Consider the following 16,334-nt stretch of genomic DNA (forward strand, 5'->3'; position numbering starts at 1 on the left):
CGCTCATGGACGCCGAACCGGTCACCGCCGTGCACACCGCCGCCGTCGCGACCATCGGCTGGCTGCCGCGCCTGCGAACGCCCCGACTGCCTCCAGCTCAGGCAACGCCCTCGGGCGCCCGCTGCGGATCGACCAGAGGTGACCGGCGCGGCGCAGCGTTCAGTATCGCTCGGTCTCCATGAAACCCGCGTCCGGGTCATCGTCCGCACCGAGGGCGTCGGCGGCGGTCGGGTCGAATCCGGGCGGGCTGTCCTTGAGGCCCAGTCCCATGCCGGCGAGCTTCGCCTTGACCTCGTCGATGGACTTCGCACCGAAGTTGCGGATGTCCAGCAGGTCGGCCTCGGAGCGGGCGACGAGCTCGCCCACGGAGTGGACGCCCTCGCGCTTGAGGCAGTTGTACGACCGGACCGTGAGGTCGAGGTCCTCGATGGGCAGTACCAGGTCGGCGGTGAGGGCGGCATCCACCGGGGACGGGCCCATGTCGATGCCCTCGGCGTCGATGTTCAGCTCGCGGGCGAGACCGAACAGCTCGACCAGGGTCTTACCGGCGGAGGCCATGGCGTCACGAGGACGCATCGCCTGCTTGGTCTCGACGTCGACGATCAGCTTGTCGAAGTCGGTGCGCTGCTCGACGCGGGTCGCCTCGACCTTGTACGTGACCTTGAGAACCGGCGAGTAGATCGAGTCGATCGGGACGCGCCCGATCTCCTGACCGACCAGCTTGTTCTGCACGGCGGAGACGTAACCGCGACCGCGCTCGACGGTCAGCTCCATCTCCAGCTTGCCCTTGCCGTTGAGCGTGGCGAGGACGAGGTCGGGGTTGTGCACCTCGACACCGGCCGGGGGCGCGATGTCGGCGGCGGTGACCAGACCCGGCCCCTGCTTGCGCAGGTACATCACGACCGGCTCGTCGTGCTCGCTGCTCACGACCAGCTGCTTGATGTTGAGGATCAGGTCGGTGACGTCCTCCTTGACGCCCGGCACGGTGGTGAACTCGTGCAGCACGCCGTCGATACGGATGGACGTGACCGCCGCACCCGGGATCGAGGACAGGAGCGTCCGGCGAAGGGAGTTACCGAGGGTGTAGCCGAAGCCCGGCTCCAGCGGCTCGATCACGAACCGGGAGCGGAACTCGTCGACGACCTCTTCGGTGAGGGACGGACGCTGAGCGATCAGCACGTGGTGTTGCCTCCAGAGATTTGGCGCCCGCTATGTGACGCCGTAGACACCACGAAGGGTACTTGCGATACGGGCGATACGGTCTCCGCAGACGCCGAACCGCCCGTCTCCCTTACCCGGCGAGGAGACTTCGGGCCTCCCTTCCGCCTGCCGCTGCCACACAGGTGTGGCCCTGCCGGCCTTGGGGATGTCCGTGGCGGTGGTCGCTGAACCGCCCCACGTGTCCGGCGCGCCACAAGGGTTCGCACGCGGTCGGCACCGTCATGGGGAGGCGGGGATTTCCTGCTCGGCCCAGATCGTCTTGCCGCTGTAGGTGTGGCGGGTACCCCAGCTCTGCGTGAGCTGGGCGACCAGGAGGAGTCCGCGGCCGCCTTCGTCGAAAGTGCGTGCCCGGCGCAGGTGGGGGGCGGTGCTGCTGGCGTCGGAGACCTCACAGATCAGGTTGCGGTCGCGGATCAACCGGAGCTGGATGGGGGCTCCCCCGTAGCGGATGGCGTTGGTGACCAGTTCGCTGACGATCAGTTCGGTGACGAAGGCGGCCTCGTCCATGCCCCAGAGGTCCAGCTGACGGCAGGCGTTCTTGCGGGTTTCGGCGACCGAGGCAGGGTGGGACGGCACGTCCCAGGTGGCGACATGGGCGGCGTCCAGGGCTCGGGTCCGGGCCATGAGCAGCGCCACATCGTCGGTGGGGCGTTCCGGGAGAAGCGTCCGAAGCACGGTGTCGCAGGTGTCTTCCAATGACGGGTTCTGCCGGGCCAGGGTCGCACGCAGGACATTGAGGCCCTCGTCGATGTCGCGGCCACGGGCTTCGACGAGACCGTCCGTGTACAGCGCGAGGACACTTCCCTCGGGCAACTCGATCTCGGTGGCTTCGAAAGGCAGGCCCCCCAGCCCCAGCGGCGGGCCTGCGGGGACGTCGAGGAACTCCACGGTCCCGTCCGGGGTCGTCAGCGCGGGTACGGGGTGGCCGGCCCGGGCCAGTGTGCATCGCCGGGAGACCGGGTCGTAGACCGCGTACAGACAGGTGGCGCCGATGCCACCGTCGGTGTCGGCTGCGCGTTCGGCCTCGGCGGACAGGTGGATGACGAGGTCGTCCAGGTGGGTCAGGAGTTCGTCGGGCGGGAGATCGACATCGGCCAGAGTGCGTACGGCGGTGCGCAGCCGTCCCATGGTGGCCGAGGCCTGGATGCCGTGGCCGACGACGTCGCCGACGACGAGCGCGACCCGGGCGCCGGACAGCGGGATCACGTCGAACCAGTCACCGCCGACGCCGGCCTGCGTGCTGGCGGGCAGGTAGCGGGAGGCGACGTCGACGGCGGCCTGCGGCGGCAGCCGTTGCGGCAGGAGACTGCTCTGAAGGGTGAGGGAGGTGCGGCGCTCGCGGGTGTAGCGGCGGGCGTTGTCGATGCAGACGGCGGCCCTCGCGGTGATCTCCTCGCCCAGGAGCAGGTCGTCCTGCTCGAAGGGTTCCGGGCGTCGGTGGCGGGAGAAGGTGGCCACGCCGAGGGTGATGCCGCGGGCGCGCATCGGTACGGCGAGCACCGAGTGGAAGCCGTACCGCCGCACCCTGTCGGCCCGGTCCGGGACCTGGCTCGCCCATCTGCCGATAGCGGGTTCGGTCACCTTGCGGATCAGCGGGCGGTCGGCGGCCAGGCACTCGGCCGCAGGCGACTCGTCCGGGTAGGCGGCCAGTGCTCCGTACTCGACCACGGCCTCGGGGCAGCCCTCGAGGACGGACTGGTTGGCGACTCGGCGCAGCATGACAGGGCTGGTCGGCGGCCCGGTGGGCGGATCGTCACCGCCTTCGATGGCGGGGAGGAGGTCGACGGTGACGAAGTCCGCGAGGCGGGGGACGGCCACGTCGGCGAGTTCCTGCGCGGTACGGGCGAGGTCCAGGGTGCTGCCGATACGGACGCTCGCGTCGTTGAGCAGGGCCAGACGCTCCCGGGCCAGGTGCTCCTCGGTCATGTCGTGGGCGGAAAGGAGCACGCCCCGTACCGTTCCCTCGGTGTCCCGCACGGGGGTGAACGACGTGGTCCAGATGCTCTCGCGGTCGTGGCCGACCAGGTGCAGGGCCTGCCGCAGATGCTGCTGCTCGCCGGTCTCCAGCGCCCGGCGCATGCACTCTTCCGTCCGGTCGCCCTCCGGGTCCACCACGATCTCCGACACGCGCAACCCCTGCATCGCCGCTTCGGGCAGGCCGATCACCCGCTCCATGTCCGCGTTCGCCCGCCGCAGGCGCAGGCCGGTGTCGTACAGCGCCGTCGCGGACGGGGACCGGGCGAAGGCCCACATCACCAGCGCGTCGTCCTGGGTCGGCGACACCGGGCGGGCCAGGGAGGAGACCAGGAACCACTCGCCGACCCCCACGTCCTCGCCGCTGTCCGGCACCTGCTCCTGCTCCGGCTCCCGGCGGTGTGCCAGCAGGTCCACCGTGAGGCGGTGGCCGTCCCGGTGCAGAAGCCTTACCGCGCCGTTCCACCTCGGCAGGGTCCGCAGGGATCGCAGTGTCTGCGTGGGCGGCTCCCCGGCGAGCAGCAGCGCCGCAGGCCGACCGATGATCTCCGCGGACCGGTATCCGAGCAGCCGCCGTGCTCCCTTGCTCCACCCGGTCACGATGCCGTGCGGATCCACCGTGGCACGGGCACTGCCCGCTTCGTCGACGGGGTCGTTCGACCGCCGCGCCACCCGGTCGTCGTCGGCGGGATCAGAACCCGTCATCGCGCTCATCCGCCCTCGCCTCGGTCTATCCACCGTGCGCCCGAGTTCGGCCGGGAGCAACCGATGGGCAGAGTGGATGGATATATGGGACCAATCGTGATGTAGATGTGGAAAAACCTCGGCGCGTGGATGAGGGAGGGCGTGCCATGGCTGCCGTCGGCGGGGCGACGTGGCCGGACGCGACCGACTGGACCGGGAAGATCTACAGCGACACCTGGCGGCGGTCCCGGCGAAGGGCGGCTACGAGATCGCGGCCGCACCCAGCCAGGCCGGCACAGGCCGCCGCCGGCCGGAGTCGTGCGGGGAGGGGTAGGGCGATGGAGCCGTCGGCATGCCGTGGGATCCTGCGGTGCCGGGGCCCGACCGCGTCGGAGTGGACTACCGGTCCGGTGCCGGAGAAACCGGTGGCCCGCTTGTGTGCCCTCGCTCAGACGGCACCCCGGCCCGCGAGGACCGTTTCGCGGAATGCGGCCACCACGGGCCGGAGATCGACCCGGTGCCAGGCCGCCCACAGCTGAACAGACCCTCCGTGCCAGGGCAGTTCGCGTACCGCGACGCCGTCGGTCGTGCCGCGCATCATGCTCTTCTGGATGAGCGCGAGGCCGAGACCGGAGGCGACCAGGCCCAGTGCGGTGAGTGGATCGGCTGCGTCGAGACGGATGTCCGGAGTGAAGCCGGAGGCTACGCACGACGCGACGAACGTGTCGCGCCAGGCCGGGTCCTGGGAGTCGCCCACCGCGATCCACGGCTGCCCGTCAAGGGCGTTGGGGGGCAACTCCTCCTGCCCCGCGAGGGAATGGTCCGCGGGCAGCGCGAGCAGCAAGGGATCCTTCAGCAATGGGGCCGCGTTCAGGTCCGGGTCGTCCTCGGGCGGCGGCGTGCGCACCAGCGCGATGTCCAGGCTGCGCTGGCGCAGTCCCTCGAACTGCTCGGCCGATTCCTGGTCGTACAGCGCAACGTGAATGCCCGGGTGTTGATCGCGCAGTGTGCGCAGGGCGGTGGGCAGGGTACCCGTGTGCATGGCGTCGGTCACGTAGCCGATGCACAGGCCGCCCTCCTCGCCACGGCCGAGCCGCCGGCCGAGGTTCTCCAGCCGGTCCGCGTGGCGCAGCAGGGCATGTGCCTCGGTCAGGAAGACACGGCCGTCGGAGGTCAGCCGGATGCGCTGCTGGCTGCGTTCGAAAAGGGTAAGGCCCAGGTTCTTCTCGAGCTGGGCGATCTGCCGGCTGAGAGGCGACTGGGAGATGTGCAGCCGCTCAGCGGCACGGCCGACGTGTTCGGCCTCGGCGACGGCGACGAAGTAGCGGAGTTGGCGCAGGTCGAGCATGTAGGACCTCGAAGGACTCAAGTATGTCCAAGCAAGTCTTGGACAGTCTCATCTATGGATCCTAGCCTCGAACACGCAAGGCCGACGGATCGCGCATTCACTGACGAATCCGCCGCAATCACCATCGCAAGGATCCCCCCATGAGCATCAAGCCCCACCTGCCCGGCGCCCTCGGCTTCGGCACCGCACCGCTCGGCAACATGTTCCGCGCCATCCCCGACGAGGAGGCGGCAGCCACCGTCGAAGCCGCCTGGGACCAGGGCATTCGCTACTTCGACACCGCCCCCTTCTACGGCGCCGGCCTTTCCGAGATCCGGCTCGGCGACGTACTGGCGCAGCACCCCCGGGACGAGTTCGTCCTCAGCACGAAGGTCGGCCGCGTCATCTTCGACGAGATCGAGGACCCGGCCGTACGCGACCTCGGCGAGAAGGGCGGCCTCTTCGAACACGGTCGCCCGAACAAGATGGTCAACGACTACACCGCCGACGCCACCCTCCGCTCCATCGAGGACAGCCTCAAGCGCCTCCGGACAGACCGCCTCGACATCGTGTGGGTGCATGACGTCGCCCAGGACTTCTACGGAGACGAGTGGCTGGCCGTCTATGAGACCGCGCGCACCGGCGCGTTCCGCGTCCTGGAGACGCTGCGCGAGGAGGGCGTCATCAAGGCCTGGGGCCTGGGCGTCAACCGCGTGGAACCCCTGGAGCTCACCCTCGACCTGGACGAGCCGAAGCCCGACGCCTTCCTGCTCGCCGGTCGCTACACCCTCCTCGACCATGACCGGGCCCTCCAGCGCCTGCTGCCGGCCGCTGCCGACCAGGACGTCGACGTCGTGGTCGGCGGCCCCTACAGCTCGGGCATCCTCGCCGGAGGAACGCACTTCGAGTACCAGAAGGCACCCGCGCACATCATCGACAAGGTGCAGCGGATCAAGGCGCTTGCCGATCGGCACGGGGTCGGTATCAAGTCCGCCGCGCTCCAGTTCTCCCTCGCCCATCCGGCGACGGCGGCTGTGATCCCCGGCGCCACCAAGCCCGGTCGCATCTCCGAGGACATCGCCGCTCTCGGCGAGACGATCCCGGCCGCGTTCTGGACGGATCTGCGCGAGGGGCGGCTGATAGCGCAAGACGCTCCCGTACCCGCCGCCTGACCCCGTCACCCCGCACGTCCCCAGGAGAATCCCGTGGCCACGACCACCGCATCCCTCGACATCCCCGCCTCGCCCGAACGCGTCTGGCAGCTCATCGGCGGCTTCGACTCACTGCCTGACTGGCTGCCCTACATCCCCACCAGCGAGCTCAGTGACGGCGGACGCGTCCGCAGTCTCAGGAACGAGGACGGCGGCGTGATCGTCGAACGCCTCGAAGCCTTCGACGACAAGGCCCGCACCTACAGCTACTCCATCCTCCAGGCTCCCTTCCCCGTCACCGGCTACCTCTCCACCCTCACGGTGCACGAGACGCCCGGGCAGGACACGGCCCGCGTGGAGTGGTCCGGCACCTTCACACCGGACGGCATCAGCGACGACGAGGCCATCGCCCTGTTCCACGGTATCTATGCGGACGGCCTCGCGGCGCTGAACCACACGCTCACCGTTCCTGACCAGCGTGTATAAGCGTCTTTCGGAGCGGCAAGGTCGACAGTGCGTCGCCGGTTCCGGCATCTGGTCCCGTGCCGGCGTTCGGGGATTGCCCTATGCGGGTGCGGGGCGGTGCCGCAGTTGGGCGGCCATGACCGCGACATCGTCCTCGGCGTGCCGGGCGTCGAGGCGGGCGAGGACCGTGTCGAGGATGTCCTCGACACCTGTGGTGGCCGAGAAGCTGAGACCGGCCAGTCGGTGCAGGGACTCGTCGATGTCCTCACCACGGCGCTCGACGAGCCCGTCGGTGAACAGCATCAGTGCCTGGGAGGGGTCCAAGCGGTAGGTCGCCGGTTCGTAGCCGCCGAGGCCCGTGCCCAGGGGCGGGCCGACCTGCACGGGCAGCAGTGAGGCCCGGCCCTGCCCATCGATCACGGCCGGCGGCAGGTGGCCGGCACTGGCCAGGGTCACCAGCCCGCGGACAGGGTCCACGCGCGCGATGAGGCAGGTGGCCGGGCGGCGGTCCGGCTCTCTGGAGGCGATGTCGTCGAGCTGGCGCAGCACGCGGTGCGGCGGCAGGTCGGCGGAGGCTATGTACCGCAGGGACGAGCGGTGGGCCGCCATGTCGACGGCGGCCTCCAGGCCGTGCCCCATGACGTCGCCGACGACGAGCAACGTACGGCCGAAGTGCAGCCGGACGGTCTCACACCAGTCACCGCCGACCAGGGCGCGCTGCCCCACGGGCAGGTAGCGGATGGCGACATCCAGGTTCGGGTGCGGTCGGCCGGGTTCGGCGAGCAGGGCCCGCTGTAGCTTGCCGACAATGCCGCTCACCGCGTCGTGCTCCCGGGCGTGCCGGATGTTCGAGGCGGCCCGCTCGGCGAGGAACGTGACGAGCTCCACCTCCTCGCGGGTGAAGGGCGCCCCCTCCCGGGCGCACACCAGCACGCCGTAACGGTGCTCATCGATGGCAAGCGGCACGCGGAGTGCGGGCCGGGCACCGCCGGAAGCCAGGTGCACGACCCCGCTCTCTCCCGGGCCGGCCCGCTCCCTCGCCGCTGTCGCTGCCCACCGGGCGTCGGGAAGCACCTCCGGGTTCCCGCTGACGGCGTCGTACGTCGAGCCGGCCTCGCCCCTACCGTGCAGGACCGCCGCCGCGGCTCCCACCTGTCCGGTGACCTCCCGAGTCAGCTCCGCGCACGTCGTGTCCTCGTCCAGCGTGGTGCCGATCCGGGCCGCCGCCGAGCGCAGCACGCCCAGCGGGGACGGCACGTCGACGCCCCATGCGGGTGCGCCGCCGGATCCCGTCGGCTCCACCGTCGCCGGACTTCGAAACGACTCGAACCATCGCGCCACACCCACCACCCTAAGAGCACCACGAACCGGCGCAGGTAACGCACATGTTTCCTCATCTCGAACATGCATCCGAATTGGCTCACCGGTAGGGTGCCCGCCGAGCACGGGCCGTGAACAGGGTGATCCAGCGACCGACCGCCGGGACGACTCGGCCCTCCGTCCGAGCCTGTCGGGTTCGGCGGTCCAGCCGCAGGGGCGTTGGCAGGGCGACCTGCGGGTTCAGCCTCGGGCGACCGCGATGGCCCCCGCGAGCCTCTCTCCCGCCTCGTAGATCATGTACGGGACGCCGCCGTCGGTACCGAACGAAGGTGCCGCGGCGCGACCGTTCTCCGGGGCGGTGCCGCGCGAGTTGTAGAAGACGCCGAGGTGGGTGCGCTTGCTGAAGTCGTCGCCGACCTCGGTGATCATGATGTCGCCGCCGCTCTCCTTGTCCTTGTTGTAGACGACGTAGGTGCTGTTGTTGCGGTAGAGAAGGTGCGGGCCGCCGACGTTGACGGCGCCGACGTCGCCGTGCCGGATCAGCGGCTGCTGGTCGTAGGTCCAGGTGCGGCCGTCGGCGGACCAACCCCAGTGGATGTCACGGTGGTTGGTGGTGTTGTTGAGCATGAAGACCATCACGTGGCGGGCGCCGCGCGAGGGCAGGTCGTGGCGGAATACCCGGGCGTACGACGTCTCCGTGGTGCCTGCCGGGAGCATGGATGCCGACAGTACGACCTTGTCGTACGCGAAGTGGATCCCGTCGGTCGAGCGGGCGAGGCGGGTCGTGGTGTTCTCGCCGTGGAAATACAGCCAGAACTCCTTGACGTCCGCGTTCCACAGCACGTGGGGGGACGAGACATGGCTGACGGAGTAGTGCGGGGACCAGTTGTTGGAGACGATCGGATTCGACGGGTACTCCGTGAACGGCCCTTCCAGTGAGTCGCCGTAGGCCAGGCAGACCCCACCGGGCGGGTCGTGCGGCGCGTAGTACAGGTAGTAGCGGCCGAGCGGGGAGCTCAGCTTGTCGTAGACGCCCCTGATGCAAGGAAAGATGATCTCGCCGGTGGGGTTGTACTTCAGCCGAGATGGCGTCAGAAGGGTTCGGACATAGGTGTAGTTCGGGAATCCGCCGGGTGCTGCGGCCGCGGGCTGGGCTCCCAGGGCTGACCCGACGGTGAGGGCGGCTCCGGTGGCGGCGGTGGCGCGCAGGAAGAGACGTCGGTCGAGATGTTGCTCCTGCATGGTGGCTCCGATGGCAGAAGGTGTCTGGCTCGGCGGGCCCGGACGGGGCCGCGGGCTCAGAGGCGGGTGGCGGCGGTGACGCACAGGCCGCCGAGGGCGACCGCCCAGACGTACGGCAGGCTGCGCACCATGACCTGTTGGGGAGTGACGCCTGCGTACTGGGCGCTCCACACGGTCTGTGTGCTGGTCGGGTCGGCGACACCGAAGACCTGGTTGTACGAGGTGGCCATGCCGAGGACGGCGGCCGCGGGGTAGATGCCGGTGGCGATGAGGACGCCGGCGATGCCCGCGCCGAGCCCGAACACGTTGAGGGGGCCGCGGTAGAGGCACAGGGGGACGAGGAGCGTGAAGACGAGGACGAACAGCACGGGGTTCCGCGGACTGACGGCCTTGACGAGCGGTTCGAGCGCGTCCACGGCGCCGGGCAGCTTGACGGCCGCGAGCAGGATGCCGATGGCGATGAAGAGGACGATCGGCGGAGCGGCCACCTCGAAGCCGCCGTACAGGGTGCGCAGCAGCCGCTTGTTCATCTCGCCGGGCCGGGTGGTGGTGACCAGCGCGTACAGGACCCCCGCCAACAGCGAGGGGATGATGGCGAGTTCGAAGCCCAGCGCGAGGACGAGCGGGACGGCGGGGGCGAGCAGCGCGTACCAGGGCGCGTCGCCGAGGTCCTTGCGCCGTGAACGGGGCTTCGCGTCCACGGACTTGAGCGACCAGGCGTGCTCGGTGCCACGCCGACGTGTCTCGACGAGGACGAACGCGAGGGCGGCGACCAGGGCGAACGGGAAGAGCTTCACCATGAAGCCGCGCACGGTCGGGATCGGCAGTTCCAGCGCGGTGGAGAAGAACTGCCACACCGGCAGCTCGAAGGGGATGCCCACGGCGATGCCCATCAGCACTGTGCCCGCGGCGGTCACCTTGGGCACGCCGACGGCGATCATGGCGGGTATGCCGATGATGCCGGCGAGCATGGCGGCGGGGGCCGAGCCGGTCACCGTTCCGACGAGTGCGGACACGGCGAGGACACCGAGGGCCACCACGGTCGGGCGGTCACCGCCGAACTCGACGATTTTGCGGACGAGCGTGCCCGCGATACCGGTCTCGTCGAGGAGCTTGCCCAGCCAGGAGCCCAGAATGATCGCGATCATGGTGGCGGCCAGGGTCGGCGCGCCTTCCTGGAGAACGGTGTCCAGCACGCTGTTCTTGCCGGTCAGCGGTGCCCCGGCGAGGAAGGCGATGACGACGGCGAGCAGCACCAGCGCGAAGGCGGTGGGCAGTCTGCGGGTGAGCATCAGGCCGACGCCGGCGGCCATGACGAGGAGGATGACGACACCCATGGGTCAGTTCTCTCTTCCGGGCCGGGTGAGCGCTGTGCGAAGCGCGGCGGTGAGGAGCAGGGGGCTGCGGCCGAGCCCGCAGACGGTTCTGGCGTAGGCGTGGGCGGCGACCTCTTCGGCACCGGCGACATGGCCGGCCACCCGGTGGCGTCCGAGGCGCAGCACGGTGTGATCGAGTGCCTGCTTGAGCCCGGCCTTCGCCGGGCCGTGGTGGAGGTGGGCGTGCACGGCCTCGTGGGCGAGCGCGGCCGCGCGTACCGAGCCCGGCGGGTACCAGGCACGCCAGCCGCGGGCGTCGACCAACTCCTCGGCGAGGGCGAGCGTGTCGGTGTAGAGCTCGACCGTCGGGGGCCGTGACGTGTAGCGGGCGAGCAGCATCCGCTCCAGACCGTCGTCCCGCTCGACCACGCGCGCGGTGGACGGGACGGGGGCGAGCCGGGATCCGAACTCGTCGGCCCTACGGGCCCATTGGCGCAGCAGCCGCGGATCGCGGCCCTCGTGGGTGGGCGTGGCGGCCAGCAGCCGGACGGCCCATTCGACATCGTCGACGGACGCCGGATCCCACAATCCCCCGTGCTGGGACACGAGTTCATCGGCCGCGGACGTCATGGCCGCACCTCCAGGACCGCGACCACCGGCTCGTCTGCCGCGCGGGCCCGCAACTCGCTGCGGGCCAGCGCGAGCAGAGGCTGGGGATCGAGGACGCCGGACAGGTCGGCGATGCGGGAGCCGAGCAGCAGCCGCAGGGCGGGAGCGCGCACCCCGCCGTCGCCGTACGAGGTGGACTCGCCCACCAGCCGGGCGAGTACCTCCGGGGCGCCGGCCACGGTGGTGGTCTCCACGCGGGCGTCGGCGGCGTGGTGGCGTACGACGCCGTCCGCGTCGACGATCCGTACGGGCCGGCGGGTCGGCCGCAGGCGACGGCGCGTCTCCGTGCCGTAGACGGTGTGGGCGGCGGTGCCCGCCAGGACGTGGACCGCCGTAGGGTCGGTTTTCAGACTGGCCGCCGCGGCACGGAGTCGCTCGGTGTCGTCGGCGCGGTGGGACCGGTCCTGGGTGCGCAGTTCGGTGGCGCCGGTCGCGACCGCGCGCACGGTGTTGGTCTGCGGGTCGACGGTGACTTCGACCTCGACGCCTTCGGCGGCGGCGCCCTGGGCGACGACCGCCCGCTCCGCCTCGGCCCGGACGGCGAGGATCTGTTCCTGCGTGGCGCCGGGCACGATCCGCTCGACCTGTTCGCGTACGAGCGCGAGGGCGACGCCGATGGGGCTGATGACCTCGTTGTGGCGGGCGATCCGGCCCTCCATGCCGCTGGTGCGAGCGAGGTGCGGGGTGACGGATGCGGCGCCGCCGCCTCCGCCGACGAGGACTGCCGTGTCCTTGTCGAGGCGGTAGTCGCGGATCATGGCGTCCACCACCGTCTTCACCCGGTCGACGCCCGCGTCGAGGATCTGAAGGGCCGCGGTGGCGACGTCGGTGCCGAACAGGGCGGCCAGCGGCGCGATCGCGGCGCGCGCGCTCTCGGGGGCGCAGTGTGCGAAGTCGCCCTCGGGGACACGGCCGAGGGCATTGGCGGCACAGGTCATCGTGACGGCGAATCGCCCGCCCGCCGCGTCGAGCACGGCGTAGTCGGCGGGGTCGCCGTCCATGGGCCGGACGGTGTCGACCTTGGCGTCCCGCAGCCGGTCGGGGGAGGCGAAGCAGGCGTACGGAAGTCCCGCGATGTGGGCGCTGCGCGGTCCCACGCCCGTCACCCGGCCTTCGCCGATCCGCACCATGGAGCCGCCGCCGACGCCGACCGTGCGCACGTCGAGGGCGCTCAGATACGAGGTCTTGCCGAGGATGGTGGCGTGCCGGACGGCGACCTTGCCGCGGCGTACGACGCTGATGTCGGTCGAAGTGCCTCCGGTCTCCAGGAACACGCCCTCGCTCACCCGCTCCCGCATCAGAGCGCCCGCGACTCCGGCAGCCGGTCCGGACAGGACCGTCAGGAGCGGTCGGCGGCGCATCTCGTCGAGAGCCATCACACCGCCGTCGCAGCGCATCACCATCAGGGGCGCGGTCACGCCCGCCTTGGTGATGGAGGCATCGACGAGGTCGGCGGTGGCCAGCATGCGGGGCAGGATCGCCGCGTTGACCACGGCGGTGCGGGTGCGCTTGTGCAGCCCGTACAGCGAGGTGATCTCGTGCGCGGCGGTCATCGGCAGCCCGTACGGCCGTGCCGCGTCCAGGACAGCCTGCTCGCCCTCGGGGCGGTCGACGCTGAACGGCTGGCTGGCGACGAGGACTTGAGCGCCTTCATCCCTCAGCTGTTCGACGGCGCGACGGACGGCTGACGTGTCCTGAGGGTCGGCGACATGCGCGTAGGCCAGCGGAAGCCTTTTGCCGGGGGCGAGTTCGAGCCTTCCGAACGAGGCGAGGCGGCGGGTGAGCACCGCTGCGGGGCCCGTCCCGATGCCGATCAGTCCGACGGTCGCCACGTCGCCCTCCAGGAGGGCGTTGGTAGCCTGGGTCGTGCCGTGCGCCAGGAAGGCGACGTCGGCCGGGGCGCAGCCGGTCTGCTCCAGGAGCCGGTCGAGCGCCTCGACGATGCCGTGCGCGACGCCGTCCTCGTGATGATGGCTGGTGGGGACCTTGACCTGCCCCAGGAGTTCGAGGGTCGTGGCGTCCACGGCCACGGCGTCGGTGAAGGTTCCGCCCACGTCGATGCCGACGCGGATACGGGGTGTGTTCATGTCCGGGCACCTCCTTGTGCTGGATCGGTTCGCGCGGGCGGTCACCGGGCGGGGCGGGTGGAGCCGCCCCGCCCGGAACTCCCGTCCGCATACGGGTCGTTCAGTAGCCGCGTACGTCCGGCCAGTGGCGTTGCACTCCGTCGCGGTCGAGCAGCCGCGCGAACTCCTCGAACCGCTTGTCCTCGGCCTGCACCTGGTGCGGCTCGACGTCCTCGGCGACGCAGTGGGCGGCCAGGGCACCGGCGACCTCGCCGACGTTCCACTCCACGGGGTGGAGCCGGTAGCAGCCGTTGGTGATGTGCGTGGTGCCGATGTTCTTGCCGGCGGGCAGCAGGTTGCGGACCCGCCGCGGCACCAGCGCCCCGAGGGGGATCTCGAAGGGCACCGAGCCGATGTCGATGTAGTTGTCGCCGCCGGTCGAGGGATGCAGGTCGATGCGGTACCCGCCCACGCCGACGGAGTCCCGGTGCCGGGTGCCGCCGTACGGGCCGACCAGGTCGATCGCCACGTCGTGCTCGGTGACCGTGGTGACGGCCTTGATCCGGCGGGACTCGCGGACGTAGGCAGCCTTGGCCAGGCCGTCCGCCGTGCCGGTCACGTCCGGGCGGATCCGCAGGCCCGGGAAGCCGGTGCCGCCGTCCGGGCGTGGTGCCTCGGTGTGCAGCCAGTACAGCAGTGACAGCGACAACTGCCGCGCCTCGCGCAGCGCTTCGGCCTCCTGGCCGATGTACGGCTTGAGCCAGTAGTCGTTGAGCGGCCAGTTGACGAGTGTGATGTCGGAGTCGAAGGCGCCGGGGGAGTGGAGCTTGCGGGCGAGGATGCGGCGAAAGCCCCACAGTTCCTTGTCGCCGGCGTCGGCGCTCTGGTCGGCGGAGACGCTGAGCGGGTCGAGATCCGGATTCGGTACGAAGGTGCGCGGCACCGGTTCCAGCGTGCGCGGGTCGGGCGCCTCGAAGCCGAGCAGCGGGCCCGGCCAGAACGAGGGCTGGTAGGCGCGCCAGAAGTCGTAGTCCCGCGGGCGGTCGATGGTGTGGTCCTCGCCCTCGTGGTGGGAGAGCGCGAAGCAGACCGTGATGCCCTGCTGGTTGAGGGGCTGAGCCTCTTGCGGGGCGTGCGGCTCGTCGAACTCGGCGCGTGCCTCGGCCCCGTTCGCGTGCTCGACGCCTGCGAGGTGGAGGAGTTCGCCCGTCTCGGTGGCGTCCAGGACGTAACGCGCGGTGAGGGTGCGACGTGTTCCGTCCCGCAGGTCCCGCAGGGTCACCGACCGTACGACATCGTTGTCGGACTCGGCGGAGATCGGCCGGTGCTCGGTGAGCACGGTCAGCCGTCCCGCTGCCCGGTGGGGCGCGAGCATGCCCTCCAGGACGGCGAGGGCGACCCTCGGCTCGTGGCAGAGCTTGCTGACGCGGCCCGCTCCCGGGTTGAGGTCGGTGAGCGCCGAGGCCTCGGCCCGCAGCGGGTACCAGTGGCGGTAGTACCTCCGGATCTCCTCGCGCAGCCGCCGGTACGAGGCGGTCGTGCCGAACCGCTCGACCCACGGATGCTCGTCGGGCGGTACGGCCTGGCTGGTGAGCTGGCCGCCGATCCAGTCCGTCTCCTCGGTGAGCACGACGCTGCGGCCTGCCCGGCAGGCGGCGAGTGCGGCGGCCACGCCACCCAGACCGCCGCCCACGACGAGGATGTCGGCTTCGGGTATCACGCTTCTCCTAGCTGCTGGTTCGGGTTCCTTCGGGGTGTGGGGGTCTGTGGGGAGCGTGCTCAGGATCGGGCACGCGGCGGTCCGGCCGTCAGGCCCGGGCGGAAGGCACAGCTGACGAGTGGTTCTCGCGCCTCCTCGCCGGTGACGAGCGCGGCCAGCAGACGTACGGCCGCTGCGCCCAACTGCGGCCGGGGGATGTCGAAGCCGGTTGGTTCGGGTTCGCCCGCCAGGTCGGCGGGCGGGCTGCCGAGCAGGGCGAGAGACACCTCTCCGGGGCAGTCGAGGCCCGCCTCGCGCACGGCGGAGAGCAGCCCTCGCCAGGCCGCCCCGGTGTCGGTCTCTTCCGCGACGAAGGCCGTCACCCCTTCGTCGACCCAGGCCCGCAGCCGTTCGGGCGTGAGCTCCCGCTGCGGATCCGCGGACCGGAAGACGGTCGTCGGCCCGGAGGGCAGACCTGCTGCTTCCAGCCCTTCCAGGAAGCCGCGCTGACGGTCCGTCGAGGCCGGCGCGTCGTCGTCCTCGCGGACCAGGACGATCCGCCGATGCCCCGACCCGGTCAGATGACCCACGACGTCACGCGTGGCTTCGACATAGTCCGCGCCCACCCATGCCACGCCCTCCAACTCCTCGCGGCGGCCCAGGTGCACTACCGGGAAGCCGTCCTCGACCAGCCGCTTGAGCTCCGCCCGGGGTGTGTGCCGACCGAGGAAGAGACAGCCGTCGGCGAGCCGGACCCGGCCGAGAGCGTCGGGACCCGCGGCCCCCGCGCCGCCGGTGCTCGACCCGGTGAACAGCACCAGGTCGTAGCCGAGCGCCGCCGCCTCGCACTCCACGCCGACCAGGAAGGGGTAGTACGAGTGCTGCACATCGGTGGGGAACGTGGCGGTGAAACTGAAGACGCCGAGGAGGTTGTTGCGGGCGGCGGCCAGGCGTCGGGCGGCCGGGTCGGGCACGTAGCCGAGGCTGCGGGCCGCCTCCAAGACCCGCCGGCGCGTCTCCTCGGAGATGATGCGCCCCTTGGCGTCGGGCTTCGGGGAGAGCACCAGGGACACGGTCGCCTGGGACACTCCCGCGAGCCGAGCCACCTCGGCCTGGCGGGGCCGTGACGTACGCCCGGCCGGAGCGGGCGCCCGCCCGGGCCGCTTCCTGTGATCCACAGTGCTCTCTCTCCTCCAGGAC

Annotated in this window: 12 protein-coding genes; 2 read left to right on the forward strand and 10 right to left on the reverse strand. The window is 71.0% G+C overall.

The window, feature by feature from the left end; genetic code table 11:
• Nucleotides 1-159 precede the first annotated feature (159 nt).
• From G9272_RS39495 to G9272_RS39505, 3 genes are all read right to left on the reverse strand, one after another.
• Nucleotides 160-1,179 carry a DNA-directed RNA polymerase subunit alpha gene (locus tag G9272_RS39495; RefSeq protein WP_171401015.1) on the reverse strand — a complete coding sequence of 340 codons (1,020 nt, stop codon included), beginning with the start codon at nucleotides 1,177-1,179 and terminating at the stop codon, nucleotides 160-162.
• Nucleotides 1,180-1,440: 261 nt separating this feature from the next.
• Nucleotides 1,441-3,909, reverse strand: a complete 2,469-nt coding sequence (locus tag G9272_RS39500; protein ID WP_171401016.1) for a SpoIIE family protein phosphatase — start codon at nucleotides 3,907-3,909, stop codon at nucleotides 1,441-1,443.
• 418 nt (nucleotides 3,910-4,327) lie between these two features.
• The gene (locus G9272_RS39505; RefSeq protein WP_171402365.1) at nucleotides 4,328-5,227 is read right to left on the reverse strand and encodes a LysR substrate-binding domain-containing protein; all 900 of its coding nucleotides are present in this window, start codon (nucleotides 5,225-5,227) and stop codon (nucleotides 4,328-4,330) included.
• A gap of 140 nt (nucleotides 5,228-5,367) precedes the next feature.
• Between G9272_RS39505 and G9272_RS39510 the strand changes: the two genes are divergently transcribed.
• Together G9272_RS39510 and G9272_RS39515 are read left to right on the forward strand one after the other, a co-directional pair.
• Nucleotides 5,368-6,378 (forward strand): aldo/keto reductase, encoded by a 1,011-nt coding sequence (locus G9272_RS39510; RefSeq protein ID WP_171401017.1) that lies wholly within the window; start codon nucleotides 5,368-5,370, stop codon nucleotides 6,376-6,378.
• 33 nt (nucleotides 6,379-6,411) lie between these two features.
• Nucleotides 6,412-6,843: an SRPBCC family protein gene (locus G9272_RS39515; protein ID WP_171401018.1), complete on the forward strand. Its 432-nt coding sequence runs from the start codon at nucleotides 6,412-6,414 to the stop codon at nucleotides 6,841-6,843.
• Between the two features lie 78 nt (nucleotides 6,844-6,921).
• On the opposite strand, the gene G9272_RS39520 is transcribed toward G9272_RS39515, so the two are convergent.
• The 7 genes from G9272_RS39520 to G9272_RS39550 form a co-directional block, all read right to left on the reverse strand.
• Nucleotides 6,922-8,163, reverse strand: coding sequence for a PP2C family protein-serine/threonine phosphatase (locus G9272_RS39520; protein WP_253268077.1), 1,242 nt, complete (start codon nucleotides 8,161-8,163; stop codon nucleotides 6,922-6,924).
• Nucleotides 8,164-8,382: 219 nt separating this feature from the next.
• Nucleotides 8,383-9,384: a hypothetical protein gene (locus G9272_RS39525; RefSeq protein WP_171401020.1), complete on the reverse strand. Its 1,002-nt coding sequence runs from the start codon at nucleotides 9,382-9,384 to the stop codon at nucleotides 8,383-8,385.
• Between the two features lie 56 nt (nucleotides 9,385-9,440).
• Complete coding sequence (locus G9272_RS39530; protein WP_171401021.1) at nucleotides 9,441-10,721, reverse strand: TRAP transporter large permease subunit; 1,281 nt, start codon at nucleotides 10,719-10,721, stop codon at nucleotides 9,441-9,443.
• A 3-nt stretch (nucleotides 10,722-10,724) separates the two neighbouring features.
• Nucleotides 10,725-11,330 (reverse strand): hypothetical protein, encoded by a 606-nt coding sequence (locus tag G9272_RS39535; RefSeq protein WP_171401022.1) that lies wholly within the window; start codon nucleotides 11,328-11,330, stop codon nucleotides 10,725-10,727.
• Nucleotides 11,327-13,456: a hydantoinase/oxoprolinase family protein gene (locus G9272_RS39540; RefSeq protein ID WP_171401023.1), complete on the reverse strand. Its 2,130-nt coding sequence runs from the start codon at nucleotides 13,454-13,456 to the stop codon at nucleotides 11,327-11,329. Before G9272_RS39540 ends, G9272_RS39535 begins: the two co-directional genes overlap by 4 nt.
• 100 nt (nucleotides 13,457-13,556) lie before the next feature.
• Nucleotides 13,557-15,155, reverse strand: a complete 1,599-nt coding sequence (locus G9272_RS39545) for an FAD-dependent oxidoreductase (RefSeq protein WP_171401024.1) — start codon at nucleotides 15,153-15,155, stop codon at nucleotides 13,557-13,559.
• 59 nt (nucleotides 15,156-15,214) lie between these two features.
• Nucleotides 15,215-16,240: a LacI family DNA-binding transcriptional regulator gene (locus tag G9272_RS39550; RefSeq protein WP_171402366.1), complete on the reverse strand. Its 1,026-nt coding sequence runs from the start codon at nucleotides 16,238-16,240 to the stop codon at nucleotides 15,215-15,217.
• Between the last annotated feature and the right edge of the window lie 94 nt (nucleotides 16,241-16,334).

This window comes from Streptomyces asoensis (assembly GCF_013085465.1).
In the GTDB taxonomy this organism is placed as follows: domain Bacteria; phylum Actinomycetota; class Actinomycetes; order Streptomycetales; family Streptomycetaceae; genus Streptomyces; species Streptomyces cacaoi_A.

Coding starts and splice junctions, on each gene's coding strand:
- G9272_RS39505 (WP_171402365.1), bottom strand. CDS start 5,227: ATGCTCGACCTGCGCCAACTCCGCTACTTCGTCGCCGTCGCCGAGGCC.
- G9272_RS39510 (WP_171401017.1), top strand. CDS start 5,368: ATGAGCATCAAGCCCCACCTGCCCGGCGCCCTCGGCTTCGGCACCGCA.
- G9272_RS39535 (WP_171401022.1), bottom strand. CDS start 11,330: ATGACGTCCGCGGCCGATGAACTCGTGTCCCAGCACGGGGGATTGTGG.
- G9272_RS39525 (WP_171401020.1), bottom strand. CDS start 9,384: ATGCAGGAGCAACATCTCGACCGACGTCTCTTCCTGCGCGCCACCGCC.
- G9272_RS39530 (WP_171401021.1), bottom strand. CDS start 10,721: ATGGGTGTCGTCATCCTCCTCGTCATGGCCGCCGGCGTCGGCCTGATG.
- G9272_RS39500 (WP_171401016.1), bottom strand. CDS start 3,909: ATGAGCGCGATGACGGGTTCTGATCCCGCCGACGACGACCGGGTGGCG.
- G9272_RS39540 (WP_171401023.1), bottom strand. CDS start 13,456: ATGAACACACCCCGTATCCGCGTCGGCATCGACGTGGGCGGAACCTTC.